The sequence below is a fragment of the Selenomonas timonae genome (assembly GCF_014250475.1).
Taxonomy (GTDB): domain Bacteria; phylum Bacillota; class Negativicutes; order Selenomonadales; family Selenomonadaceae; genus Centipeda; species Centipeda timonae.
In genome coordinates this window covers 472,303-497,267 of record NZ_CP060204.1, presented here as the reverse complement: position 1 = coordinate 497,267, position 24,965 = coordinate 472,303, and the positions used below count along the sequence as shown (strand labels likewise).

The 24,965-nt window shown below is 59.6% G+C and carries 21 protein-coding genes; 10 read left to right on the top strand and 11 right to left on the bottom strand.

Annotation, left to right across the window (positions count from 1 at the left end; translation table 11 throughout):
* Window positions 1-315: 315 nt before the first annotated feature.
* Entirely contained in the window at window positions 316-1,953 is a 1,638-nt protein-coding gene (gene treC, locus H1B31_RS02325; RefSeq protein WP_185980748.1) for an alpha,alpha-phosphotrehalase, read from the bottom strand.
* Between the two features lie 257 nt (window positions 1,954-2,210).
* Between treC and H1B31_RS02320 the strand changes: the two genes are divergently transcribed.
* The 8 genes from H1B31_RS02320 (at window position 2,211) to H1B31_RS02285 (ending at window position 11,613) form a co-directional block, all read left to right on the top strand.
* Window positions 2,211-3,440, top strand: a complete 1,230-nt coding sequence (locus tag H1B31_RS02320; protein WP_185980747.1) for a glycerate kinase type-2 family protein — start codon at window positions 2,211-2,213, stop codon at window positions 3,438-3,440.
* A gap of 22 nt (window positions 3,441-3,462) precedes the next feature.
* On the top strand, window positions 3,463-4,185 hold the full coding sequence (gene rsmG / locus H1B31_RS02315; protein ID WP_185980746.1) for a 16S rRNA (guanine(527)-N(7))-methyltransferase RsmG: 723 nt from the start codon (window positions 3,463-3,465) through the stop codon (window positions 4,183-4,185).
* Window positions 4,186-4,306: 121 nt separating this feature from the next.
* The gene (locus H1B31_RS02310) at window positions 4,307-5,071 is read left to right on the top strand and encodes a hypothetical protein (protein WP_185980745.1); all 765 of its coding nucleotides are present in this window, start codon (window positions 4,307-4,309) and stop codon (window positions 5,069-5,071) included.
* A complete protein-coding gene (locus H1B31_RS02305) occupies window positions 5,071-7,248 on the top strand; it encodes a putative bifunctional diguanylate cyclase/phosphodiesterase (RefSeq protein ID WP_185980744.1) in 2,178 nt (725 codons plus the stop codon). Before H1B31_RS02310 ends, H1B31_RS02305 begins: the two co-directional genes overlap by 1 nt.
* Before the next feature lie 191 nt (window positions 7,249-7,439).
* The gene (locus H1B31_RS02300) at window positions 7,440-8,105 is read left to right on the top strand and encodes a sigma-70 family RNA polymerase sigma factor (RefSeq protein WP_226372131.1); all 666 of its coding nucleotides are present in this window, start codon (window positions 7,440-7,442) and stop codon (window positions 8,103-8,105) included.
* Window positions 8,106-8,160: 55 nt separating this feature from the next.
* Window positions 8,161-8,385 (top strand): type II toxin-antitoxin system RelB/DinJ family antitoxin, encoded by a 225-nt coding sequence (locus H1B31_RS02295; protein WP_185980743.1) that lies wholly within the window; start codon window positions 8,161-8,163, stop codon window positions 8,383-8,385.
* Between the two features lie 174 nt (window positions 8,386-8,559).
* A complete protein-coding gene (locus H1B31_RS02290; protein ID WP_185980742.1) occupies window positions 8,560-9,330 on the top strand; it encodes a class I SAM-dependent methyltransferase in 771 nt (256 codons plus the stop codon).
* A gap of 57 nt (window positions 9,331-9,387) precedes the next feature.
* Window positions 9,388-11,613 (top strand): TonB-dependent receptor domain-containing protein, encoded by a 2,226-nt coding sequence (locus H1B31_RS02285; RefSeq protein ID WP_226372130.1) that lies wholly within the window; start codon window positions 9,388-9,390, stop codon window positions 11,611-11,613.
* A gap of 116 nt (window positions 11,614-11,729) precedes the next feature.
* Here the strand turns inward: H1B31_RS02285 and H1B31_RS02280 are convergent, their stop codons facing one another.
* Together H1B31_RS02280 and H1B31_RS02275 are read right to left on the bottom strand one after the other, a co-directional pair.
* The gene (locus H1B31_RS02280) at window positions 11,730-12,482 is read right to left on the bottom strand and encodes a phosphatase (RefSeq protein ID WP_185981207.1); all 753 of its coding nucleotides are present in this window, start codon (window positions 12,480-12,482) and stop codon (window positions 11,730-11,732) included.
* 85 nt (window positions 12,483-12,567) lie between these two features.
* Window positions 12,568-14,541: a methyl-accepting chemotaxis protein gene (locus tag H1B31_RS02275; protein WP_185980741.1), complete on the bottom strand. Its 1,974-nt coding sequence runs from the start codon at window positions 14,539-14,541 to the stop codon at window positions 12,568-12,570.
* 294 nt (window positions 14,542-14,835) lie between these two features.
* On the opposite strand from H1B31_RS02275, the gene H1B31_RS02270 reads away from it, so the two are divergent.
* Both H1B31_RS02270 and panF read left to right on the top strand, forming a co-directional pair.
* Entirely contained in the window at window positions 14,836-15,096 is a 261-nt protein-coding gene (locus H1B31_RS02270) for a DUF997 family protein (RefSeq protein ID WP_185980740.1), read from the top strand.
* Complete coding sequence (panF, locus tag H1B31_RS02265; protein WP_185980739.1) at window positions 15,093-16,544, top strand: sodium/pantothenate symporter; 1,452 nt, start codon at window positions 15,093-15,095, stop codon at window positions 16,542-16,544. The genes H1B31_RS02270 and panF overlap by 4 nt, the downstream gene beginning before the upstream one ends.
* Before the next feature lie 328 nt (window positions 16,545-16,872).
* Here panF and H1B31_RS02260 read toward each other — a convergent pair whose 3' ends face one another.
* The 8 genes from H1B31_RS02260 to H1B31_RS02225 form a co-directional block, all read right to left on the bottom strand.
* Window positions 16,873-18,174: a glutathionylspermidine synthase family protein gene (locus tag H1B31_RS02260; protein WP_185980738.1), complete on the bottom strand. Its 1,302-nt coding sequence runs from the start codon at window positions 18,172-18,174 to the stop codon at window positions 16,873-16,875.
* Between the two features lies 1 nt (window position 18,175).
* The gene (locus H1B31_RS02255; protein WP_185980737.1) at window positions 18,176-18,742 is read right to left on the bottom strand and encodes a hypothetical protein; all 567 of its coding nucleotides are present in this window, start codon (window positions 18,740-18,742) and stop codon (window positions 18,176-18,178) included.
* A gap of 11 nt (window positions 18,743-18,753) precedes the next feature.
* Window positions 18,754-19,185 carry a DUF350 domain-containing protein gene (locus H1B31_RS02250; protein ID WP_037346792.1) on the bottom strand — a complete coding sequence of 144 codons (432 nt, stop codon included), beginning with the start codon at window positions 19,183-19,185 and terminating at the stop codon, window positions 18,754-18,756.
* A gap of 45 nt (window positions 19,186-19,230) precedes the next feature.
* Entirely contained in the window at window positions 19,231-20,331 is a 1,101-nt protein-coding gene (locus tag H1B31_RS02245; RefSeq protein ID WP_185980736.1) for a DUF4178 domain-containing protein, read from the bottom strand.
* Between the two features lie 82 nt (window positions 20,332-20,413).
* Window positions 20,414-20,725: an AzlD domain-containing protein gene (locus tag H1B31_RS02240; protein ID WP_009441531.1), complete on the bottom strand. Its 312-nt coding sequence runs from the start codon at window positions 20,723-20,725 to the stop codon at window positions 20,414-20,416.
* Window positions 20,718-21,458 (bottom strand): AzlC family ABC transporter permease, encoded by a 741-nt coding sequence (locus H1B31_RS02235; protein ID WP_009441530.1) that lies wholly within the window; start codon window positions 21,456-21,458, stop codon window positions 20,718-20,720. Before H1B31_RS02235 ends, H1B31_RS02240 begins: the two co-directional genes overlap by 8 nt.
* 300 nt (window positions 21,459-21,758) lie before the next feature.
* Window positions 21,759-22,262 carry a hypothetical protein gene (locus H1B31_RS02230; RefSeq protein WP_185980735.1) on the bottom strand — a complete coding sequence of 168 codons (504 nt, stop codon included), beginning with the start codon at window positions 22,260-22,262 and terminating at the stop codon, window positions 21,759-21,761.
* 47 nt (window positions 22,263-22,309) lie between these two features.
* The gene (locus H1B31_RS02225; RefSeq protein WP_185980734.1) at window positions 22,310-24,946 is read right to left on the bottom strand and encodes a heavy metal translocating P-type ATPase; all 2,637 of its coding nucleotides are present in this window, start codon (window positions 24,944-24,946) and stop codon (window positions 22,310-22,312) included.
* Between the last annotated feature and the right edge of the window lie 19 nt (window positions 24,947-24,965).

Below are 24,965 nucleotides of genomic sequence, written 5' to 3'. Positions count from 1 at the left end.
TCAACAAATCCTCCACAGAGCACCACTCTGCGTCCGGTTTGTTTCCTTGGCAAGACAAAAAATCTGCAGCAATCCGGACGGTCTCACTTCGTCCGTGCAACCTAGCTCGTATGTCTGAAATTGGTGCGATCGTGTTGTTAATCGTCGCCACAGGCTATATCTTAGCGATAACCCAAAAGAAATAACCGCCCAGCTTTGACCGGTCGAGCGGTTATTCTCTATGAATATAACACTTGATTATGGAAAGATGCCGCATAGGGCGTTCTTTCTATGTCCATTATAACAGGCGGGCGTGCGATTGACAAGGGCTGTTTCTCAGTCTTTCTCTAACACAACGACCTCGTAGGGACGCAGCTCCGCCGCAAGCCCCTCGTAGTTGCCGAGGAGCTTTGTCCAACCTGCGTCCGCAAGAGATGCGAGGGTGTCTTCCATCAGGGGGACGTTCGCTGCGCGAAAGTTGCAGTAGACGCGCAGCTTTTGCCCTGCATGGGCGCGCTCGTAGGCGATGACGCTCGCGTTTTCGCGCTCGAGGAAGAAGATGTCGCCCTTCTGGATGATGGGCTGCTCCTTGCGCAGACGGATGAGCGTCCGATAGAAATGGAAGATGGAGTCTGCGTCCGCGCGCTGCGCCTCGGCGTTGATCGTGCGGTAGTTCGCGGGCGGGGCGAGCCACGGCGTGCCCGTGGTAAAGCCCGCGTTTTCGTCTGCGCTCCACTGCATCGGCGTGCGGCTGTTGTCGCGCGAGCGCGCGGCGAGGATGGCGAGTGCCTCCTCCCGCGATTTCCCCTCATCGAGCAGGATCTGGTAGTAGTTCAGGCTCTCCACGTCGCGGTACTGGGCAATGTCCGTGTACTTCGCGTTCGTCATGCCGAGCTCCTCGCCCTGATAGATGTAGGGCGTGCCGCGCATGAAATGGATGCACGCGGCGAGCATTTTCGCGGATGCGACGGGATAGCACGCGTCGTCGCCGAGGCGGCTGACGACGCGTGGCTGATCGTGGTTGCACCAGAAGACGGCGTTCCATCCGCCGCCCGCCGCCATGCCCTCCTGCCAGATGCGGAAAAGGTTCTTGAGCGCCATGAGGTTCGGCTCCTGCAGTGCCCACTTCGCCCCATCCTTATAGTCGATCTTCAGATGGTGGAAGCTGAACACCATCGAGAGTTCCTTCTCGGCGGGGTTCGAGTAACGGATGCAGTTCTCGAGGGTGGTGGAGGACATCTCCCCGACGGTGATCATGGCGTCGATCCCTGTGTCGCGCGTGAGTTCCTTGAGGAATTCGTGGACGTGGCGGCCGTCGGTGTAGAAGCGGCGGCCGTCGCCCTCCGTGTCGTTTTCGAAGACGGCGGGCTTGGAGATGAGGTTGACGGCGTCGAAGCGGAAGCCCTCGACGCCCTTTTCCTTCCAGAAGCGGACGACGTTCTTCAGCTCCTCGCGCACGCGCGGGTTCTCCCAGTTGAGATCTGCCTGCGTCACGTCGAAGAGGTGGAGGTAGTATTTTCTGAGTGCGGGGACATACTTCCACGCGTTTCCGCCGAATTTCGAGACCCAGTTCGTCGGCGGCGCGTCGGGCGTGCCGTCCTTGAAGATGTAGTAGTCCATATAGGCGGGATCGCCCGTGAGCGCGCGCTTGAACCACGCGTGCTCGGTCGAGGTATGGTTGAAGACCATGTCGAGCATGATGCCGATGCCGCGCGCCCGTGCCGCGTGGATGAGTGCATCGACGTCCTCCATCGTGCCGAAGCGCGGGTCGACGGCGCAGTAGTCGGCGACGTCATAGCCGCCATCGTTCTGTGGCGAGATGAAGAACGGCGTGAGCCAGAGGAAGTCGACGCCGAGTTCCTTCAGGTAGTCGAGCTTCGCGGTGACGCCGGGCAGATCGCCGAGGCCGTCGCCGTTCGTGTCATAGAAGGATTTCGGGTAGATCTGGTAGACGACCTTGTCCTGTATATTCATGTTGTTCTCCTTATTGTATCTATAATAAGCTTCCCTCACTTTTGCGGGGGAAGCTTATATGCCGTGCCTCAAAGCCTCCCCCTCCACAGAGGGGGAGGCGAACCGCGCAACATATCCCTTATGAGCCTATTAGACCATAGAAAGGTGTTTCGGTCAACGGGGGACTTTTGGAGTGAGAGCAACTTGTGATATAATGAAGTCAAATTGCCATATACGTTGTGCAGCAAGCACAGGCTCGAACGAAAGAGAGGAATAATATGAACCTGCGGAACGATGCCGACGGCATCATCAAGGAATCATTGGCGGCAATCTTGCCGGATGCGGCGGTGGAAAAGGCGCTGAAGGGACATACCTTTGCAAACGGGCGGATTGTGCTCGTCTCGGTCGGCAAGGCGGCGTGGCAGATGGCGCGCGCGGCGGCAGACGTGCTCGGTGAGCGCATCGACACGGGGCTCGTGATTACAAAATACGATCATGTGATGGGCGAGATTCCGCGCGTGCGCTGCATGGAGGCGGGGCATCCCGTGCCCGATGAGAACTCATTTGCTGCGACCCGTGAGGCGCTTGCGCTGACGGAGAACCTCACGGCGGAGGACACGGTGCTCTTCCTGCTCTCGGGCGGCGGGAGTGCACTCTTCGAGCAGCCGCTCATTCCTGCCGCAGAGCTGACAGATCTCACGGAGCAGCTGCTCGCCTCGGGTGCGGACATCGTTGCAATGAATACGCTGCGCAAGCGCATGAGTGCGGTGAAGGGCGGCCGCTTCGCGGAGCACTGTGCGCCCGCTGCAGTGTTCTCGATTGTGCTCAGCGACATCCTCGGCGACCCGCTCGACATGATCGCATCGGGCCCCGCGCATCCCGACAGCTCGACAGCGGCAGATGCGCACGCTGTCGTGGAGAAATACAGGCTGCGTCTCTCGCCCACCGCGACCGCGCTCCTCGACAAGCCGCTGCCGACGGCGCTGCCGAATGTGGAGACGCATATCACGGGCAGCGTGCGCGAACTGTGCGCGGCGGCAGCGGCGGCAGCAGAGCGGCGCGGCTATACGCCCGTCCTCCTGACCGATCAGCTGGCCTGTGAGGCGCGCGAGGCGGGACGCTTCCTTGCGGCGATTGCGCGCACGCACGCGAGCGAAGGATCGTACGCCTATATTGCGGGCGGCGAGACCGTTGTGCAGCTGAGGGGCAAGGGGCGCGGCGGGCGCAATCAGGAGCTTGCCCTTGCAGCGGCGGAGGGCATCGCAGGTCTCATGAACATCGCCGTGTTCAGCGTCGGCAGCGATGGGACGGACGGCCCCACGGATGCGGCGGGTGGCTATGTCGACGGCGGGACGGTCGCGGCACTCGCACGCGAGGGGAAGAGTGCCGCGGCGGCGCTCGCCGAGAACGATGCCTACCCTGCGCTGAACGCCGTCGGCGGGCTCATCATGACGGGGCCGACGGGCACGAATGTGAACGATGTCGCCGTGCTGCTGATTCGCGGATGAGCTTTTCTTTCAGGAGGGACGTATGACCGAATTCGAGGAGATTCTGACCGCGCGCGCGGCAGAGGTGCAGATTCCGTTGACGGAGGAGCAGGTTGCGCAATTCAGCGTCTACAACGAGCTCCTTGTGGAGTGGAATGAGCGCATGAACCTCACGGCACTGACCGCGCCCGCCGACGTCGCGGTGAAGCATATCATCGACAGTCTGACGGCGTACGATGCCGCGCTGTTCGATGCTGCGCAGACACTGATCGATGTGGGGACGGGCGCAGGACTCCCCGGCATCCCGCTCGCTGTCTATGCGCCGCACATCGAGGTGACACTGATGGATGCGCTGGCAAAGCGCGTACGCTTCCTCACGGAGGTGACGCGCGCGATGAATCTCACGAACGTGCGCTGCATCCACGCACGGGCGGAGGAGGCGGCACGCCAAAAGGAGCACCGCGCGCACTATGATATTGCGGTGAGCCGCGCGGTGGCGCGCATGCCCGTGCTGCTCGAGTATACGCTGCCGTTCGTACGCGTGGGCGGCGCGGTGCTCGCGCTCAAGGGACGCGCGTACGCAGAGGAGGCAGCGGAGGCGCGCGGGGCGGCGGAGCGCCTTGGGGGCGGTGCGATCACGGCGCGTCCCGTGCAGCTGCCGGGGCTTGACGATGTGCGTGCAATTCTCTCGGTCACGAAGGAGCGCCCGACGCCGAAGGCGTATCCGCGCCGCGCGGGACAGCCGGAGCAAAGTCCGCTGAAATAATTTAATAAAGGATTTATCTGCTTTATGTCGAAAATAATTAAAGACGTATATGCGTATATTTGCTGTGCAATTTTCGGTGCGGCATAAGATAAGGAAAGCGATTCGATAAGGGGATGACGAGATGAAACGATGGAGAGGTCTTGCACTCGGAACGCTGACGGCATTCCTCCTGTCTGCACCCGCTGCAGATGCGGCGGAGAGCACGGTGCAGGAGCGGGGCAACGTGCAGGAGGCGGCTGTAGAGTCTCAGCCGATGTCGCTGGCTGAACGTATGGAAAGTCAGCGTGCGGCTGTGAGTGATGACAAGGCGACAGCAAAAGCGGAGAAAAAGGCCGTTGCGGCTGCGGCGAAGGAAGAGAAAAAGGCACAGCGTGCGGCTGTGCGTGCGCAGAAGAAGGCTGCAAAGGCAGAAAAAAAGCGTGAAAAGGCTGCCCGCTATAAAACGCTTTTTACCGACAACGGTTTTACTTACTACATGGATTCTAAGAATACGCGCTGGATTCCTAAGCCGTACCGTCCCACAGAGAAGATCCTTGATGTCTGGATCCGACTTGTGGAGAATCAGACGGGGGATGCTGTGGCGGAGGATGGGAAGATCCGCCCGACAAAGTACTTCTTGGAGCACTACTACATCAGTCCGGATGAGCGCAAGATTATGTTCATCTCGGAACTCGAGGTCACGGGAAGGCCTGAGAACGCAATTAAGGAGCGTTCCTACGATCCGGCCAATTGGGAGCATCTCGTTCCTGGCTCTGTTGAGGATGAAATTTTCGATGCGGTTGTGGCACGTGCGAAGAAGCCGGGGCAGCGCTCAGGGATCCTCAGCGGAACGAGTGGGATGAGTTTGCGTGATATGGTGGAGGAATTTGGCCGTATCTCACTCTAATGGTTACGGATGGGAATGGGGGACTCAGTTTGCTGGAACAATACGGCGAGCGCGATCTCTGTCAGGTCACGGGGTTGCTGAATATGATGCAGTTTATGCGCCATGCATCGGCGCATCTGCAGGATGTGTTGGCGGATCCGCTGACGTTCATGTATTTCGATATCGAGAATTTCAAGAGTTTTAACCAGCGCTACGGATTCCAGCAGGGCAACCGCCTGCTGCGCTATGTGGCAGATCTCCTGCGCGAGACGTTCGAGGGGAATCTCGTCGCGCGCTTTAACGACGATCATTTCGCGGTGGCGACGCACAGCGAAAATCCAGCGGACTGCATCCAGTTCATCCACGAGCGCATCCGCGTCTATGATCTGGGGCTGCCGATGGAGGTAAAGGCGGGGATCTATCACCCACCGGAGGATGTAACGGATGTCGCGCTCATCATGGATCGCGCGAAGATTGCCTGCAACAGCATCAAGAATACCTACGATCTGACGTGGGCGGAGTTTGACCCCGCGATGGAGGAGGAAATTAATTTCCGCAGCCATATCATTCGCTCATTCCAGGAGGCGATGATCGAGGGCTATATCGAGGTGTTCTATCAGCCTGAGATACGTACGATGACGCGTGAAATCTGCGGGTTCGAGGCGCTCGCGCGCTGGCGCGACCCTGTGCATGGGATGATCTCGCCGGGGGTGTTCGTGCCCGTGCTTGAGGATGCACATCTCTCGCCGCAGCTCGACCTCTACATCATCGAGCGGGTATGTCAGGATATCTCCCGCATCCGTCGTGAGCTGCCGAGCTGGGAGCTGCTGCGCGTGTCGGTGAACCTCTCGCGCGCGGATTTCCGTCTGATGGATATGGTGCAGGCGGTCGAGGATGTCCGTCTGCGCTACGATATTGCACGTTCGTTGCTCAACGTCGAGGTGACAGAGGGCGCGCAGAGCGATGATGAGAAGTTCCTGCAGGGCGAGATTGCACGCTTCCGCGCGGCGGGGTACGAGGTCTGGATGGACGATTTCGGCAGCGGCTACTCCTCGCTGAACAATGTCAAGGACTATGTCTTTGACGTGCTGAAAATCGATATGAATTTTCTGCGCTCGTTCGATACGAATCCGAAGTCCGCGATTGTCATCCGCTCGATTGTGAATATGGCGAAGGAGCTCGGGCTGCATACGCTCGCGGAGGGCGTGGAGACGGAGGCACAGTTCGAGTTCCTGCGTGAGATCGGCTGCGAGAAGGTGCAGGGCTATCTGTTCAGCCCGCCGATGCCGCTCGACAAGGCGATCGCATACTGTCATGGGGAGACGGCGCAGGTGAAGGTGGAGCCGCTGCGCCTCGGCAGCTACTATGCGGAGATCGGTGCGATCAATGTGCTCTCGAGTGAGGCGATTGAGCGGCGCGGTTCGCCGGAGATCGGGGATGCGCTCTCACTTGCGGTGCTCGAGGAGGAGGGCGGGGAGATCCGCTATCTCTATCAGAGCCGCATGTTCAAAATGTTCCTGCAGAACATCGAGCTGGATCAGGACAGCGTGCATACGCCGCACTACGAGCGGCGTAAACGCCAGAATGAGCGCATGATCGCGCGCATGATGGAGGAGGCCGACCGCACGGGGCGCGAGGTCTATACGGACTTTATCACGCGCAACTCGTTCAACTCGGTGCGCCTGCGGCTCGTGACGCGCGATGTGGATGATACGCGTGCGGTGTTTCTGATGGCGACGGTGAACATCTCGCGGTTCAGCCCCGAGGCGGGTTCAATGCAGGAGGCACTGAACCAGATTGTTGCGCTCTATGACCGCGTGGATCTCTTCGATCTCGGCTCGCGCAAGCTCACCCAGCTCTATCGAGATGTCTATGAGCCGAACTATACGCAGGAGTATGGGCACTTCGAGGAGCTGGTCGCCCACTATGCGGAGGAGAAGATTCTTCCCGCCGAGCAGAAGCTGTTCAAGAAGTTTTACAGTGAAAAGCATCTGCGCGCCGTCCTTGAGGATAAGGCGGGGCGTGAGGAGGTCGCGGTACTGTTCTACAAGCGTATGCCGGACGATGGGCGCATGTTGCGGCTGCACCATCTCGTGCCGTTCCGGCTCGAGCAGCGCGACTATGTGATCTCCTGTGTGCAGGCGATCAATGAGAATATCATCACCGCCGTGACGGCGGCACTCGCGGAGGATACGTAGGCGGGCAGGGCTCGGGTGGTACGTGGAGCGTATGCGCAGTATGCTGTAGAAGGGGCGCCTTGGACGATCAAAGGCGCTCTTTTTTGTACGCATCTTTTATGCCCATCGCGCTGATACGATTTTTGCATCGTATGTTTTCTTTTGTTATACTTCTTTTTGATAAAAACATTTGTTTGAAGGAGGTATATCAAATGAAGGAACGAAATGACGTGAGGACGCCTGCGGAGCGGCAGAAATGTTCGGTGCGTGAGACCCGTTGGGCGCATCCGCCGCTGACAAAGGCGGAGGAGGATGTGCTGATTGCGCGCGCGGTGCGCGGGGAGGCGGGCGCAATGGCGGAGATGCACGCGCGCTACCGGGGGCTGATCGTCGCCGAGTCCCGCGCCTCATATCTCAGGAATGCCGCACTCGCGGCGGATGCAGAGAACATCGGCGTGCTCGCCTTTATTGAGGCGCTGCATGACTACGATCCGAAGCATGGCGCGCCGTTCGCGGGATTCGTGAAGGGGCGCGTGCATCACGCGCTCTATACGGAGTTCCGCCGCGAGCGGCGGCTCTGGGAGCGGACATCACATCCCGAGCAGACGGCTGATGGGCGGGATGCGTGGGAGCACTGCGGCGGGACAGAGAATCCGACGGAGTGCGCAGATCTGCGGCTTCTTGTGCGCGGGCTGCTGAGAAATGTGATGCACCGCCTCACGGAGCGCGAGAAGGAGATCCTCTCCCTGCACTACTTCCGCGATCTGACACTGCGGCGCATCGCTGTGCTCCTCGGCACCTCGGCGAGTGCAGTCTCCAAGAGCAAGGCGAATCTCCTGCGCAAGCTGCGCGCAGGTGCAGGGGTTGCATATGTATGAGAAATGTGGTATTCTGGCTGTGAGGGAATATGGAATTGTAAAGGAGATGTCCTACATGGCACAGACCAGCATTAGCATTCGCATGGACGCTGAACTCAAAAAGAACTTCGAGACCTTCTGCGGCGCAGTCGGCATGAATATGTCTACGGCGATCAACATGTTTGCCATCGCCTGCGTGCGCGAGCAGCGCGTCCCGTTCGAGATCTCCGCGCAGCGTGCGCTGCCCGGCGAGTCGCTCGATCTCTTTACGGATACATCGTGGAGCGACGGGGAGAATTGAAAAAAGAGGGGCGGTCGCCCCTTTTTATATGAGGAGCGCCTTGGCCGATCAAGGCGTTCTTTTTTTGCGTTTTTTTCAGCATGTGACTATTGCAACAGAATCGCGAAGCATTCTCATCTATAATGAACGCATCGATGATAGATGTTTTCAATTATATAGATGGGAGCGATAGCGATGACAGAGGAAAAGATGCACGAGCCGGGACATGAATTCCTTGCGCGTCTGGGCAAGACGCGGCTGCGTCCGGGTGGACGCGAGGCGACGGAGTGGCTGCTCGGCCACGTTGACTTTACGGCAGATACGCGCGTGCTTGAGGTCGCGTGCAACATGGGCACGACGATGGTCGCCCTGGCAGAGACGCACGGCTGCCGCATCACGGGGCTGGACATGAATCCGAAGGCGCTCGAGAAGGCGCGTGCGAATATCGAGAAGCACGGCCTCGGCGATGTGATCGATGTGGTGGAGGGGAATGCCCTCGCGCTGCCGTTCCCCGATGCGTCGTTCGATGTGGTCATCAATGAGGCGATGCTCACGATGCTGCCGCGCGAGAACAAGGCGAAGGCGATTGGCGAGTACTTCCGTGTGCTGAAGCCGGGCGGCATCCTCCTCACGCACGATGTCGCGCTGCGCGTGACGGATGAGGCAGAGGCGGCGGAGCTGCGTGCGGGCATCTCCCGTGCGATCAATGTGAACGTCGATCCGCTCCCGCACGCGCTCTGGGAGAAGCTCTTCCGCGACGCGGGCTTTGCCATCGAGGTACAGACGGGCGATATGACACTGCTCGATCCTGCGGGGCTCGTGCGCGACGAGGGATTCGACGGTGCGATGAAGATCATCCGCAACGGGCTGCGGACGGAGAACCTCGACCGCTTCCGCAAGATGTTCAACTTCTTCTTTGACCACAACAAGGAGTTTTCATACATCGCCATCGTCAGCAAAAAGTAGGTGGATCAGGAGAGCGAACGAAGGCATCCATGTGTCGGACAGATGAGGAGGAATCGTATGCGAATGACAAAGCAGAGGGCTCTTGCGGCGGCGGTCGCGCTCACACTTTCGGGCACGGTGCACGCCGTCTATGCAGAGGATACGCAGGCGCAGAAAGAAGGCTATGAGACAGCTCCCGTTGTGGTGACGGCATCGGGCTTTGAGGAGGATGTGCGCTTTGCGCCCGCGAGTATCTCGGTCATCAAGGCGGATGAGATCGCGCAACGCGGCTATACAGATCTCCGTCAGGTGCTTGATATGGTGGAGGGTGTCGACACGTTCGGCGCGACGGGGCGGTTCGATACGCCCGCAGTCTCGATTCGCGGGATGGACGACGGCTATACGCTGCTCCTCGTGGATGGGGTGGCGCAGGTGGGACCCGGCATCGCGGGCGGGATGATGCGCAGCTTCAACCAGCTCGCGAACACGAGCCTGCCCACACCGAGCCAGATCGAGCGCATCGAAGTGGTGCGCGGCCCGATGTCGACACTCTACGGCTCGGATGCGATGGGCGGTCTCATCAACATCATCACAAAGAAAGTGACGGACGAGTTCCACGGCTCTGTCTCCGTCGGCAGTATCCTTGAGACGACGGACGACAAGTCGAACACGATGAAGTACAACTTCAACGTGGCGGGGCCCATTACGCGCGGCAAGGTCGGGATGCAGATGCGCGGCAGCTATCTGAAACGCGGCCCGTCAGCATTCGGTGTGGACAAGGAAAAGCGCGACTACGACAACTGGAATCTCGGGACGCGCGTGACCTACACACCCGCCGCAGGGCACAGCTACTATCTCGATATCGATCGCGGGCAGAATATGCGCGACGGTGATTTTGCTCAGCGCGGCAAAATGAAGCCCCCCTCCCCGCCCGCGCCGCCGTACGCAGAGGTGGTGACGAAGCTCGACGGCGATGTCGCGCAGCGGTTCGACCGCATGAAGATCGTGCTCGGCGCGGAGAACAAGGTCGGCAAGGAGGGAACGTGGACGAATACCCTGTCCTTCCTGCGCAACGAGATGCACCTCGATGCGGATATGACGGGGACGGCAAAGCCGAACATCCTGCCGCTGCGCATTCCGATCCGCTCACAGATCCGCAACAACGTGAAGAATGACTTTGTGACGTTCGACACGAAGTATGTCACGCCGCTCGGCGACGATCACACACTGGCGGTTGGGGCACGCTGGCAGCGCGAGGGCGTGGACTACCATCTGAAGCGGCAGATGAGCCCCATCTCTCTGTCGATGCTGCCGCCCGCGCAGCAGGCAATGTTCCGAAACATGATGCGTCAGCGCAGCTCGAACGACAACGGCAGCCTCTCGCGTTCGAGCTGGGCGCTCTACGGCGAGGATACGTGGGCACTCACGAAGAAGCTCGTCTTTACCTACGGTCTGCGCTACGACCACCCCGAGGACTACGACGACAATCTCAGCCCGCGCGGCTACCTCATCTATATGCCGAACCGCAACTTCACGGTGAAGGGCGGCGTTGCAACGGGCTACAAAGCTCCGACGATGCTCCAGTCCGCGCCCGTGGACATCCACCTCAATATCACGGGCGAGATCTATCGCGGCAATACGGGGCTGAAGCCGGAGAAGTCGACGACGGAGGAAATCGGGTTCTACTACCACAACGAGCACGATACGGATGCACACGTGACGTTCTTCCATACGGATTTCAAGAACAAGATCGACCTCAGTGATGCGGTGAGTGTCGCGGGTGTCGGCGATGTCCGCACCTATGAGAATGTCGGCAAGGCACGCATCCACGGCGTAGAGGTCGGAACGAAGTTCGCGATCGCACCGAAGGTGACGGCGGGACTGAACTGGACGCTGCTCACCAGTCAGATAAAGAGCGGCAAGAATGTCGGTCAGCCGCTGCGCTCCACGCCGAAGCAGGCGGTCAACCTGAGACTCGACTGGATGCCGACGGATGCGACGGATGTCTGGCTCAGTGCGCAGTACCGCAGTGGGATGTACCGCTCGAAGCAGGCAGCGGGGATCGCCTCGCACTATCGTCCGTTCACCGTCCTCAACATGGGCGTGACGCACAAGTTGCGTGACGGGCTCTCCATGCAGTTCGCCGTCAACAATCTGCTGAACCGCAACTTCGACCAGACAAGAACAGCGGCAGACGGCACGAAGTACGGCGACTACTATGACGAGATCGACGCGGACGGCATCGCGGGCGGCTCGTATCTCTCCCGCCGCAGCTACTGGCTCGGTCTGACATACGACTTCTGATGATCGGATAAAAAAAGAAGCTGCCTCCGCCGATTTATTTTCGGTGGAGGCAGCTTCTTTGTATTTATAAAATAAATAACGATAAATATATATAAATAACTATAAAAAGAAAACAATTAAGAAAAATATTTTAATCCATGTACGCCGTTTCGTGCGTGACGCACTGCAATCCATGCCTTGAGGCGGGCGGGATCTCTGTTCAGCACGAGTTCCTCGGGGAAATCAATGTCCGCGAGAATGGCGTGCGTATGACTGTGCTCGCCGACATCGATGTCGATGTGCGCGTCGCTGCCGATGAGGATGTGTGCGCCGTGACGGCGGCAGGCGGCAAGGAGATCCCGTGCGAGGAGTTCCGAGCCCTTGCGCGGGCCGTCCGGGTTGTGCGAGGCGTTGTTTGCCTCGATGAGGACGTGCTCTGCGGCGGCGGCACGGGCAAGCGCATCGAAGTCCACGGGGTAGGCGGGGTTGTCGGGGTGTCCGATGACCGTGACGTAGGGATTTGCCATTGCACCGAGGAGGGCGCGTGTATTCTCCTCCTGTGTGCCGGGCGCAATCACGACATCGTGCAGACTTGCGATGGCATAGTGCATTTTCTGCAGGACGCGCTCAGGCAGATCGACGCCGCCCTCGTAGTCCATGATGTTCAGCTCCGCGCCCATGATGATGTCGATGCCGTAGGCGGCGGGGCGGATGACCTTGAAGTTGCGAAAGTACATCTCGTGAAACGTGCCGGGCAGCGCGGGCGCATGGTCGGAGATGCCGACGAGGGCGAGCCCCTTCTCCTTTGCCATCGTCGCGATCTCACGGATCGTGCTGTAGGCGTGCATACTGGCGATGCTGTGCGTGTGGATGTCGATGATGTCGGTCATGCGTGCGCCTTTCTTTCCAATCAAATGGAGCTGCTACACGAAGAAGAAAATGTCTTCGTGCAGCAGCCCCACATCTCATTTATGCTCAGAGCTTGAACTTGTTTGTTGTGTTCTGGAGGTCGGTCGCAAGCGTTGCGAGCGACTGGGATGCGGAGGCGATCTCCTCGCTCGATGCGGACTGCGACTCGGACGAGGAGGAGATGCTCTGCATATTCTCCGCCGTTTTCTCCGTAATCTCACCCACTGTGGTGGCGGACTGGATAATCAGCTCCGTGCCATGTGTGACGGTCTGCATGGACTTGTTGATGTTCGCGATCTGCTCCTTCATCTCGTCGACCATGCGCGTGATGTTCTCGAACTGTGTGCCGACCTCGCGGATGGCAGCCGTGCCCGCCTGCACTTCGCTCGTGCCGCTCTGCATGGCGGCAACTGCCTGTGCGGTGTCGCGCTGGACGCCCGCGATGCGCTCCTTGATCTGGTCGGCCGCCTCACGCGACTGTTCGGCGAGCTTTCGGACCTCCTCGGCGACGACGGCGAAACCGCGTCCCGTCTCACCCGCACGCGCTGCCTCGATGGCGGCGTTGAGGGCGAGGAGGTTGGTCTGGTCGGCGATGGCGGAGATGGTCTCGACGATCTCGCCGATCTGCTTGGAGCTCTCGCCGAGTTTCTCGACGACCTCGGCGGAGCGCAGGACGCTCTGCTCGATGCCGTTCATCTTTGCCATGGCGTCGTTCATGAGGCTCTCGCCCTTTTCGGCGGCCTCGGCGGTCGCGGTCGAGCTGCCCGCGACGCGCTCCGCCTCGTGCGTGACACGCTCGATGTCGCCCGAGACGATGTCGATGTTCTTCTTCGCGCCCGCGAGGCTGTCCAGCTGACGCTCTGTGCCGTCGGCGACGGCGCTGACAGTCCCCGCGATCTCGGTCGCCGCCTCGGCGGTCTGATGCGCCCCCGCCGTGAGCTGCTCAGAGGCGGCGGCAAGCTGCTCGGCGGTGCCCGCGACCTGGCGGATGACGTTGCGAATGTTCTTCATCATCGTGTTGAAGTTCGCGGCAAGCTGCCCAAGCTCATCCTGCGAGGTGACCGGCAGGTCATCGAGGCCGAGATCGCCCTTGGCGAGGGCATCGACGTGGTGCATGAGACGTCCGGTCGCCCCCGTGATGGTCGTAGCAAAGCGCAGGAGTGCAAAGATGATGCCCGCCACGAGCAGGATACCAATGAGGCTCAGCACGCTGTAGGTCATCTTGAGGCTTGCGAGCTGTGCAAAGGCGACACTCTCAGGTACGGCGACAGCGACAATCCAGCCGGTGGAGGGAACCGTCGCATAGGCGATGATCTGCTCCTCGCCGTCCTTTTCCATGGCGAAGTAGCCGTTCTTTTTCTCGCGCATCTCGGGCAGGCGCTCCTTGAGCACAGGGTTCTCCTCTGCCTTGTGCATTGCCATTCCCTCGGTAGAGGCAATGATGAGGCCGTTCGGGTCAATGATGATGCCCTCTCCCTCCCCGTGGTATTTCAGATGTGTAACGCGCTCTCCGAGTGTATCGAGTGTGATGTCGGAGCAGATCGCGCCCGCGAATGCGCCGTCCTTCCCATAGTATGGAACAGCGACAGAGACGATCATCTTCTTCGAGATGGCATCCTGATAGACCTCGGTGAAGAGCGGCTTGCCGGCCGCCTTCGCCTGCTTGTACCAATCGCGGCCGCGCGGGTCGGTGTCGGAGATGTCCCCGTCAGTCCAGCTGATGAAACGCCCATCTTCCGCACCGTTCGCGAGATCAAGTACCTCCTTGTCGTTGGAGGCGAGACTCATCATCTCGCGATCCATCATGACAGGATTGCCGTCGTATGCCTCGAGCAGGTTCGCAGCGCTCACCGCCAGCTGCTCCTTCCGTGCAAGCCAGGCGTTGAGATCCGCCGCCTGGACGTCGAGGAGTGCCTCAACTTCCCCTGAGATGCTCTCTGTAAGAGCTTTCTGCGCTTTGTAGTAGCCGATGCCGCAGATTGCCACGACGAGCAGTGCCATGAGTACGCCCATCAGCAACAATTTTTGTTTAATTCCCAAAATTCTTCCTCCATTTCATATATTTAATAGATATCTTCAATTTTATACTTTTTTTAGGGCAGAATCAAGGAGTTTTATCATTTTAAACCAAAAATCTATGACCGTTGAAGGCCGTATATATGACTAATGGATCGGCTGAACAAAGAAAATTTTGAATAAAGAACGATTGCGCATATCTCAAAGGTGTGGTAGGATAGGGCGGTATTTGTGAGAGTGTCGCCGATGTGCCGGCAGCGCTCGGGATGCTGCGGAGAGTGAGAGCCTCCGACGGCACAACTGTATAGGAGGTTCATCATGCACGATGAAAAAAAGGCGGCGGACGCCATCGCTCGCGAGGCGAGGCGTACCGCTGCCGCAGGTATTCTCTTTGCCGTCCTCTGGACGGTGCTTGGCTTCGGTCTTGCAGAGGTCGATGTGACAATCGCGGGATTCCCACTCTGGGCGGTTACGTCGAGTGTCGGCGTGCTCGCCGTGGGGGCTGTGCTCGCCGTCTATCTGGCATTTGCAGCGGAGGACGTCCCCCTCGATGAACGCGGAGAGGGGGCGGCACGATGAACGGGAATCTCATGGTGCTCCTGCCGCTCCTCGGCTTCATGGCGGCAATGCTCGCGCTCGGCATCTATGTGCGGCGGCAAAGTCACGCGGGTGGCTTCCTCTCGGGCTACTTCGTCGGCGGGCAGACACTTGGCGCGTTCGTGCTCGCGATGACGATGGTCGCGACCTACAGCTCGGTCAGCTCGTTTGTCGGCGGGCCGGGTATGGCGTACGAGATCGGCTTTGGCTGGATCTACATGGCGGTCATCCAGACCATGACGATCTTCCTCGTGCTCGGCATCTTCGGCAAGAAGGTCGCACGTCTGGCGCGGCGCATCCACGCTGTCACCATTGTCGATATCATCCGTCACCGCTATCAGTCGGACGCTCTTGCGGCACTCGCGGCATTCGCCATCGTGGTTTTCTTTGCCGCGTCGATGGTCGCACAGTTCGTCGGCGGGGCGCAGCTCTTTGCCGCCGTCACGGGCTACAGCTATGAGCTCGGTCTGGTGCTGTTTGGTATTGTGGTTGTTGTCTATACGTCGATCGGCGGATTTCGTGCCGTTGCACTGACAGATACCTGCTGTGCGATTGTCATGATGCTCGGCATCGTCCTGCTGTTTTACTATGTACTTGAGGCGGGCGGCGGTCTTGCAGCGATTCTGGCGAATCTGCGTGCGGCACATCCCGAGATGCTGACACCGACGGCAGCGGGACGTATGCCCATCTCCCTCTATATCTCACAGTGGCTGCTCGTTGGGGCACTCACGATTGCCCTGCCGCAGTCGGTTGTGCGCGGCATCAGCTATCGGAGCAGCCGCGATATGCACCGCGCCATGATTATTGGCACGGTCGTCATCGCCTTTATGAACATCGCCGTGAACCTCGTCGGAGTCCTCGGACGTGGGGTGCTCGGTGTCGATGCAAAGGCACTCGGTGGTGTGGACAGTGTCATCCCACAGCTCATGGCGCAGGTCATGCCCCCCGAACTCCTCGGATTTGCCATCATCGGCCCCTTGGCGGCGTCGATCTCCACCATCTCGGGCGTGCTTATCGTCGCCTCGTCGGCGGTGGTGAAGGATGTCTACCTCCACCATCAGCAGCAGCGCGGCAAATGCGTCGAGGAAAAGACGCTGCGCCGGCTCTCGATGGGTGTCACCGCCACGCTCGGCATCATCGTGTTCGTGCTTGCCATTGCGCCGCCGTCGCTCATCTGGCTCATCAATATGTTCGCGTTCGGCGGGCTTGAGACGGCATTCTTCTGGGTGCTCGTCTTTGGGCTCTTTACCACATGGGCGCGGCGCACGGGCGCACTCGCCGCAATGGGCGGCGGCACGCTCATCTACTGCGCGGCGATGGCGGTGGGATTCAAACCGCTCGGACTGCACCCCATCGCCGTCGGCATCACCGCCTCGCTCGTTCTCTTCCTCGCGGGAAGCTATTGGGAGCGGAGCAGAGAGCGCGCTTGACAATCTTTTGTTGTAACGATATAATAAAGACACAAAAAGAGTGACTGACGAGTAGTGACGTCGGTCTCTCCCTAGTATTTTGGTACTTGAAGAAGGAGCCGGCGTAACCGCGTACGGTTCTTTTTTCTGCTTACAGGTGTAGCAGATTGAAAATGATGCTAGTTATGAGTGTGAGCACTGCAACTAGAAGCGACAGCTTTTCATAAAGCGTCACATGCATCACCTCCCCTGAGGGAGGCCGAACCTTGTCAGTCACTTAAGTACATTATAGCACAAAGTTTCGATGAACGGAATAGGCAAAAAGCCTGTTCCGTTTTTCTTTGGCCCATTATTCCCTCACGACAAGCGGCAAAAAGTATGCCTCTGTGCCCGCGATCTCGGCGGGGGAGAAACGTGCGCCGACGGCAGAGGGCGTGTCAAAGAGCATGAAGCACGAGAGGGTCAGACAGCCGTCGATCGTGCCGGAGTCGACGGTATGGACGAAGCGCGGTTGACGGACAAAGTCCTGATACATCGCCGCGCGGCTCTCGCGGCAGATGATCTCGTCCGCGTTGTCGGGCTGCTTCTCGTGCACGGTTTTCGCGTGCTCGCCCTGCTTTTCGACCAGACGGACGTTCTTCCCCTCGCGCCCCCAGATCTCTTTGCGGATGTATGTGCCGTCCATGAGCGCGGCAAAATCCTCCTCGAAATACGAGGGGACGAGATAGCGGCGAACAAGCGCACACTCCTCGGCGGTTAGGAACTGCTCCGTCCGCGCGAGTGCATAGACGAGTGCCATAAAGGACTTGTTTTGCAGGAGAATCGCCTCGGGCGGATTCATCAATGCAAATTTTCCTTCCTTATATAAATCCAGAAATATCGCACCGAGCGGTTCACCGTCCGCTGTGCACTCATCAATCAATATCTCCATCGGGTGCAGGCGATAGAGTGCTGTCGCATATCTGCTGTCTATGAGAGGGATCCCCTCATCGTCAATCTCCATCTCGTAGAACGAGAGAAAGCGGATATCGCCGTGCGGAACCCCCTCCTGCATCTGCTCCATGAGGAAGCGCGTCGTTGCCAGATCCTCGGGATAGTCGTCGAAGCAGCTGAATACGAAGGGGCGGTGCGTGAGCGTTTGTCGCTTTAAATCGGCGATGGGTGCAGCAAGCTGATTGTGGATGTGCGTGAGGAAATCCCGCAGCTGCGCCCGTGCCCCCGCGTTCGGGTCACGTCGGCCATGGTACGCTGCCGCAACCCCATTGGCATAGAAGGATTCTACAATAAAACAGGGCGTATCCGCATTGATCTCGACCATGCGGATATGCCCTTTCTCGTCGAGGACAAAGTCAAAGCGCGAGAGCCACGTCGGCAGTCCGAACGCATTCGGTATGCGCAGATAGGGAAGCAGTTCGCGTGGCAGATCCATCGCACGCGCAAAGTCGTCGGGAGCGTTTTGCAGCACCTGCGCTGCCTTGCAGAAGATGTGAAACAGCCCCGCTGAGGCACGGCGCATCTCGTCATAGAACTCCTGTGGGAACTCCTGCACCGTATGTGTGGGGTAGCGGTCAGCATAGTCACCGTATTGGATATAGGTGAAGATTGTCGGGTCAAGTGCGTCGATGTAGGTCTCTTTGTGTGTGCTGCTCACGTTACGAACCTCCCGAGGAGCGGATGCCCGCCTGTCCGAAGCCGGATCTGCGACTGACCTCGCCCGACTGGGAACTCTTTCGCTCGTTGTAGTTGCCGCGCCCCGCATAGCTGTGATTTATCCCGTGTGCATGTGTGCCCGTGCCGGATGCGGTATATTTTTTTGGCAGCGGCGTGAGCGGAGCGTTTGCGCGGTAGGTCATCTGCGCGAGATCCATTGTGCCGCCCGCGTAGGAAAATCCGTGAAATGCGAAATAGTTCGGCGCGAGGGGGGCGAGGAGACTTGCCGTGCCGTAGAGCCAGACGAGGTCGCCCGCGCCGTCGTGGCGAAAGGTGACGGCAGTGCTGTCGTCATAGAGCGCGGTCTCCGTACCGTCGCCGTTGTTGAGAAGAGTATAGCGGCGGTCATAGGCATCCGCAAGCCGCGCCTCGCCCGCATTCCACTCGGGATGCACGGCATCAGCGATGGAAAAAGCGATGTCATGGCGATAGACGTATGCCGCGCCAAGTGCTCCGACGGAGGCAAATGCAGCGGCGAGAATGGCTGCCTTGCGCCCTATGTTTTCCATGCAGAATCACCTCAATGCACTGCGCCGCTGATGACGAGCGACAGCCCGACGAAGATCCCGAACACGAAGATGCCCGCTGCCGTATTGCCGCGCTGAATCTCGGCGGCAAGCTCATATTTGCGGTGCCACGCGTTGATAATGAAAAAACCGACGATGAAGCAGAGGATGCCGACGGCGGCGTAGACGGCACTTGCGACAACTCCCTGCACGAAGTCCGCCGTCAACGCCTCGTATGTGGGAGACATGATGACAGCACGCAGGATCTCACCGATGCCGATGAACGAGCCCGCCGACAGCCATGCGACCGCACGGTTGCCGCGCCGAATCTCGGCGGCGAAATCGCCGGGGATGAATAGGTCGATCACAATGTTGGATACAACCATGAGCAGAATGCCGAATGCGGCATAGAATACGGTAAGCATCAGGGTGGACAGATCGATCATGTGGGTTCTCCTGTCTTTCATATCATTGCCCGCAGAGCGGTGCAGTCAGTGTGCAAGATGGCGCATTCGGCGCGGTGTCTCCTCGCTCGCGGAGGTGGTCGGTGCGGGCGCAGTCGTAGGGGGTGCTGCTGCCGTTGCCGCTCTATCCGCAGGTGCGGCAGAGGGAGTGTCGACCCTCGGACTTTCCTGCAGCACCACGCCGGCACGCCCGCGCTGATCGCCCGTGCGTACAAGCTCGGCATAACGCATGAGGACGTAGCCGCGTTCCAGTTTTTCGGCAGCAGGTGTGAGGTCGGGCGTTGTCTCCGTGAGGATGATGTGCGTTGTGCCGTCCGCTGCGCTCGTAATGCGTGCAGTCTCCTGTTGTGTGCGAATCACGAGCGGGGCATCCGCAGCGGCCTTTTCGATAAAGGCATCCTGCACCATACCGTCCACCCCCTCGATGAGGTCGAGGGCAGCCGTACCGTCGTCGATCTGCGCCGCATAGAGCCGTGTACCGTTCTCCGCAGCCCCCTCCTTGTAGTAGGGGGCATCTGAGAGCCGCTCATGCAGCGCATAGGGCATGCTGACGAAGCGGCGGAAATCATGCCAGTCCCGCGTGTCGAAGTCGGGCACGCCGGATAGGAAGAAAAGGACGATGCCGACGGCAGCCAGACCTGAGCCCGCATGGACGGCTAAATCGCGCAGCCCCGAGCGCAGATACACCGCTCGTGCTCTCTGCCGCGCACCGACATCCGTGTCTGCGACGATGACAGCGGCGGAGATCTTTCGTCCCGCGGAGCTGCTGCGCCTGCCGTTCCAATGTTCGACAAAGAAGGTTGCGTTGCCGTCTGCACTTTCATACTGTTCGTATTCCGTCTCATCGCCGACGGAGGCATCCGTATCGCCCCATACACCCGTTACGACCTCTGTGCCGCTGTCATGGAGACGGTAGCCCTTCGGCATTTTGTTTCCCACAGGGGAGGAGAGGCTGCACGATAGTCCATCTTCTGCGATGCTCAGCCAGAGACGCACATCACTTTTGTCTGTGATAAGTCCATACTCTGTCCATACATCATCTGATGTTTTCTCCTTGTAGCGGATCTTTTCTGCGATGATGTAGGATGCTTCTCCGATTTTGAGACTTGTCCAGCAGTCGAAATCCATGCATTCACCTCCAATTCTCATTTTATCAGTCGATTCTTAAAACTTTATGACATAGAAAAAGAGCCGCGCGCGCAGCTCTTTTTTACAGCGAAAACACAATTCCCTCCACGATCAGCACCATCACGGATGCCCCTGCCGCACAGCGAAAGAGGCTCGCGCCGTTCCACGCGAGATAGAGGGCAAAGACGAATGCCGCCGCGCCCGCGACGGGGGTACGGGTCGCCTCCACAATCGCAGGGAAGGTCATGACGGCAAGCGTCACATAGGGAACGTAGAAGAGGAAGGAGCGGACAAATACATTCTTGATCTCGCGCCGCAGGAGGAGGGCGGGGGTCAGACGAATCGCAAGTGTCACCGCGCTCATGACCGCGATGTATAGCCAGATGTCATTCATGTTCTGCCTCCTCTTCCTCGTGGACGGGGAAGAGCGCCGCGCCCACCCCTGCGATCAGCAGGGTGAGGAGGATCGTGCGCGTGCCGCCCGAGAGCTCGCTCGTGACGGGTGCATAGGTTGCCGCGAGCGAGAGAACGCAGCTCGCCAGCACCATGCCGCCGATGGGGCGGCTCCGCTTCGCGGCGGGGAGGACGACCCAGACGAACATCCCGTAGAGGGCGACCGAGAGTGCGGAGACAACGGCGGAGGGGAGGATGCCGCCCGCGAGGATGCCCGCCGACGTGCCTGCCGCCCACGCGGGCACGGAGATCGCCATTGCACCGTAGTTGTAGTAGGGACTCACGGCTCCGCCGCGCGCGACCGTGATGCCGAAGATCTCATCCGTCACGCCGAAGCTCACGGCGAGCCGATGGAGGAGCGATGTCTCGGGTGCGAACCGCTGCGTCAGTGCCGCCGCCATGAGGAAGTAGCGTGCATTTGCAACGAGCGTCAGCACGGCGATCTCAAGGTAGGGTGCTTGTGCCGCAATCACCGTAAAGCCCGCGTACTCGCCCGCCGAGGCGATGTTGACCGCACTCGTCACGAAGCCCTGCCACGGGGTCAGCCCCGCCGTCTTCGCGAGAATACCGAGCGTGAACGCCACGACGAAGTAGCCGAGCGCAATCGGCACGCCATCGTGTACGCCAGCCATAAACACCGAGCGTCGCGATGTGTCAAGTCTTTCCTCCATCATCGTCACCTCACAGATTGATTTTCTTATTGTAGAATAAATCTGTCATTTTGTAAATCTATGTGAGGATACTTTTCTTTAGGGAATCGCTGATAAAATGAAGTCCGTCGGATTGGTGCAGATTTTTTGTCCTGTCAAGGAGACAAACCGGACGCATAGCCAAAGCTATGTGGAGGATTTGTCGACGATGGCAGGGCGAAAAAGATGTGCTAAGACGGCGGTGCTGAATTTATCAGTGCTTCCTTTAGTGCATAGAAAAACGTCCATGCGCATACATGGACGTTTCCCGCTGTATGGAGAACATTACCACGTCACATCAAGCTGCTGATAGAGATCGGGACGGTCGAACTTGACATGCTGCATGACCATCTGTGCCATGCCGGAGAGGTTCACCGCCCATTTCTGCGTTACGGGATCAAAGGGCTTGTGCTGTGGCGCAAAATCTTCGATTTGCTCCCATTTGATCGGGTTGCCTATGCCCCAAAGCTGATTTTTGGGGTCGACCGAAAAGAGGAAGCTGCTGAAATGCTTCAGGTTCTTCCCGCGCAGGATATGGACAGGCAGCTGAATGATCCTGCGTCCGCCCACGGTGACAACGCGGACATCCGCATCGTGAAACACATAGTACCCCTTGAGGTTCGCGCCCGACTCGGGTGTCCATCGCAGCGTCTCGGCGACGATCCAGTCTGTATTCTCGATCTTCTGCAAATAGTCGTAGATCGGAAACGGCTTTGCCAGAGCTGTACTCGGTGGAGTGCAGACGATGAGGGCAAATGCGGCGAGAACGAGCGGAATCATTTTTTTCATAGGGCATCACCTTTCCTTCCACAATGATATAGGAAGCACTGATAAATTCAGCCCATCTCGTAGCCCGCGTCGTCGAGGACGGCGGCAAGTTCTGTGTCGGGGATGTCGCGGGCGGCGGTGAAGGTCACCGTACCTGCTTCGAGGTTGACGGTGACATCCGAGATTCCGTCCATACCGCTGAGTGCCTTCGTGACGTGCTTGACGCAGTGCGGGCAGGTCATGCCCTTGACATTGATGGTCTTTTCCATGGTAAAATCTTCCTTTCCCTGTGCGGCGGAAGTATCCGCCGTTTCTTCATGTATGTCATCCACCGCGAAGGCGATGGGGCTGACCGTGACCTCATGGCGCGTATGCGCCGTCTCCGCTGCAGGTGCGTGTTCGATGGCGAACAGGCGCAGACGCAGCGCGTTCAGTACGACGCAGACGCTCGACAGGCTCATCGCCGCCGCGCCAATCATGGGCGAGAGCTTGATGCCAAAGGCGGGGTAGAGCACGCCCGCCGCGAGCGGAATGCCGATGACATTGTAGAAAAATGCCCAGAAGAGGTTCTGCTTGATGTTGGTCATGACGCTGCGCGACAGACGGATCGCGCTCACAGCATCGAGGAGGTCGCTCCGCACGAGCACCGCGTCTGCGCTGTCGATGGCGACATCCGTGCCCGCGCCGATGGCGATGCCGAGATCCGCCGCCGCGAGTGCAGGCGCATCGTTCACACCGTCACCGATCATCGCGACGCGGCGACCCTCGCGCTGCAGACGCTCTACATGGGCGCGTTTGTCCGCAGGGAGAACGCCCGCAATCACTTCCGTGATGCCAAGCCGCGCGGCAATCGCTCGTGCCGTGCGCTCATCGTCGCCTGTCAGCATGACGGGTATGAGGTTCATCGCCTTCATCTGCGCGACCGCCGCCGCACTCGTCGGCTTCTCCGCATCGCGCACACCGAGGAGGCCGACGATGCGCCCCGCGCGTACAACGATGAGTGCCGTCTCGCCGCGCTCTGCCATCTCCGCCCGCGCCGTCTCAACCGCGTCCGCGAGCGGGATGCCAAGCTCCGCGAGGAGTGCCGCATTGCCCGCCGCACAGTCCACGCCCGCCACACGCGCACGCACACCCTTGCCGAACACCGCCGCGAAATCCGCAGCAACGGGGACGGTCAGCCCCTTTTCCGCAGCATAGCCCGTAATCGCTGCTGCAATCGGGTGCTCGCTGCCCTGCTCAAGCGCGGCCGCCAGTGCGACAAGTGCGTCGGCATCCATCCCGACGGGACGGATGCTGACGAGCTGCGGGCGACCCTCGGTGAGCGTGCCCGTCTTGTCCATCAGCACCGCGCTGATGCTGCCCGCCGTCTCCAATGCCTCGCCCGACTTGATGAGAATGCCGTGCGCCGCGCCGCGCCCCGTACCGACCATGATTGCGACGGGGGTTGCAAGCCCGAGCGCACAGGGGCAGGAGATGACGAGAATCGAGATCGTGATGGAAAATGCGAACTCCACCGTCGCGCCCATCATGAGCCAGATGGCGCCCGCCGTGAGGGCAATCGCAATCACGACGGGGACAAAGACCGCCGAGACGCGGTCGGCAAGACGGGCGATCGGAGCCTTGGACCCGCTCGCATCATCCACCAGACGGATGAGCTGACGGATCGTCGTATCCTCACCGACCCGCGTTGCGGTGAAGCAAATCGTCCCCTCGACGTTCAGCGTGCCCGAGGTCACGCTGTCTCCCTCCGTTTTTGGAACGGGCATGGATTCGCCCGTCACGGCGGATTCGTCGATGCTCGTCGCACCGTCCGTCACCGTTCCGTCCACGGGGATGCGTGCGCCGGGACGCACGATGACCGTATCGCCGAGGACGAGCGTCGCCACAGGCACGACCTGCTCCACGCCGCCGCGCACGACCGTCGCCTCGGCGGGTGCAAGCTGCATGAGGGCGCGGAGTGCGCCCGTCGTCTGCCCCTTCGCCCGCGCTTCGAGATATTTACCGACTGTGATAAGCGTTACGATCATACCCGCCGACTCGAAATAGAGGTTCGTGCTGTATTCCGCCGCGAGCGCGAGATCGCCGTGCCCCAGCCCCCAGCTCATGCGGAACATCGCGAACACGCCGAACAGCGCGGATGCCATCGAGCCGATCCCGACGAGCGTATCCATATTCGGCGCACCGTGCAGGAGATTACGGAATCCATTGACATAGTATGGACGATTCACATACATGATTGGGAGAACGAGCATGAACTGCGCGAGTGCGAACGTCAGCGCATTCTCCGCACCCCAGAACACCGCCTTGAAGCCCGCCGCATAGGGCATGCCCCACATCGCGAACATTGGGCTCATCGCAAGATACATCGTCGGCAGGAGGAAGAGGATGGACGTGAGAAGCCGCGACCGCATGGCACGCGTTGCCCTCTCTGCGGCATCCGCCCCTGCATCCGCTGTGCTTCCACCCTGCGGAGCTGCCTGTGCGCCCCCTGTCCCCTTCACGCTCGCGCCGTACCCCGCGTCCTCGACCACGGCGATGATCGCGGCGGGACTTGTAACTGCTGCATCATAGGCGAGTGTCATCGTATTCGTCAGGAGATTGACGGAGACCTCCGCCGTTCCCTCCATCTTCTTTACGGCGCGTTCCACCCGCGCCGAACACGCCGAGCATGTCATGCCCGTTACCTTGAATGTTTCTTTTTGCATATCATACCTTTCAATATTT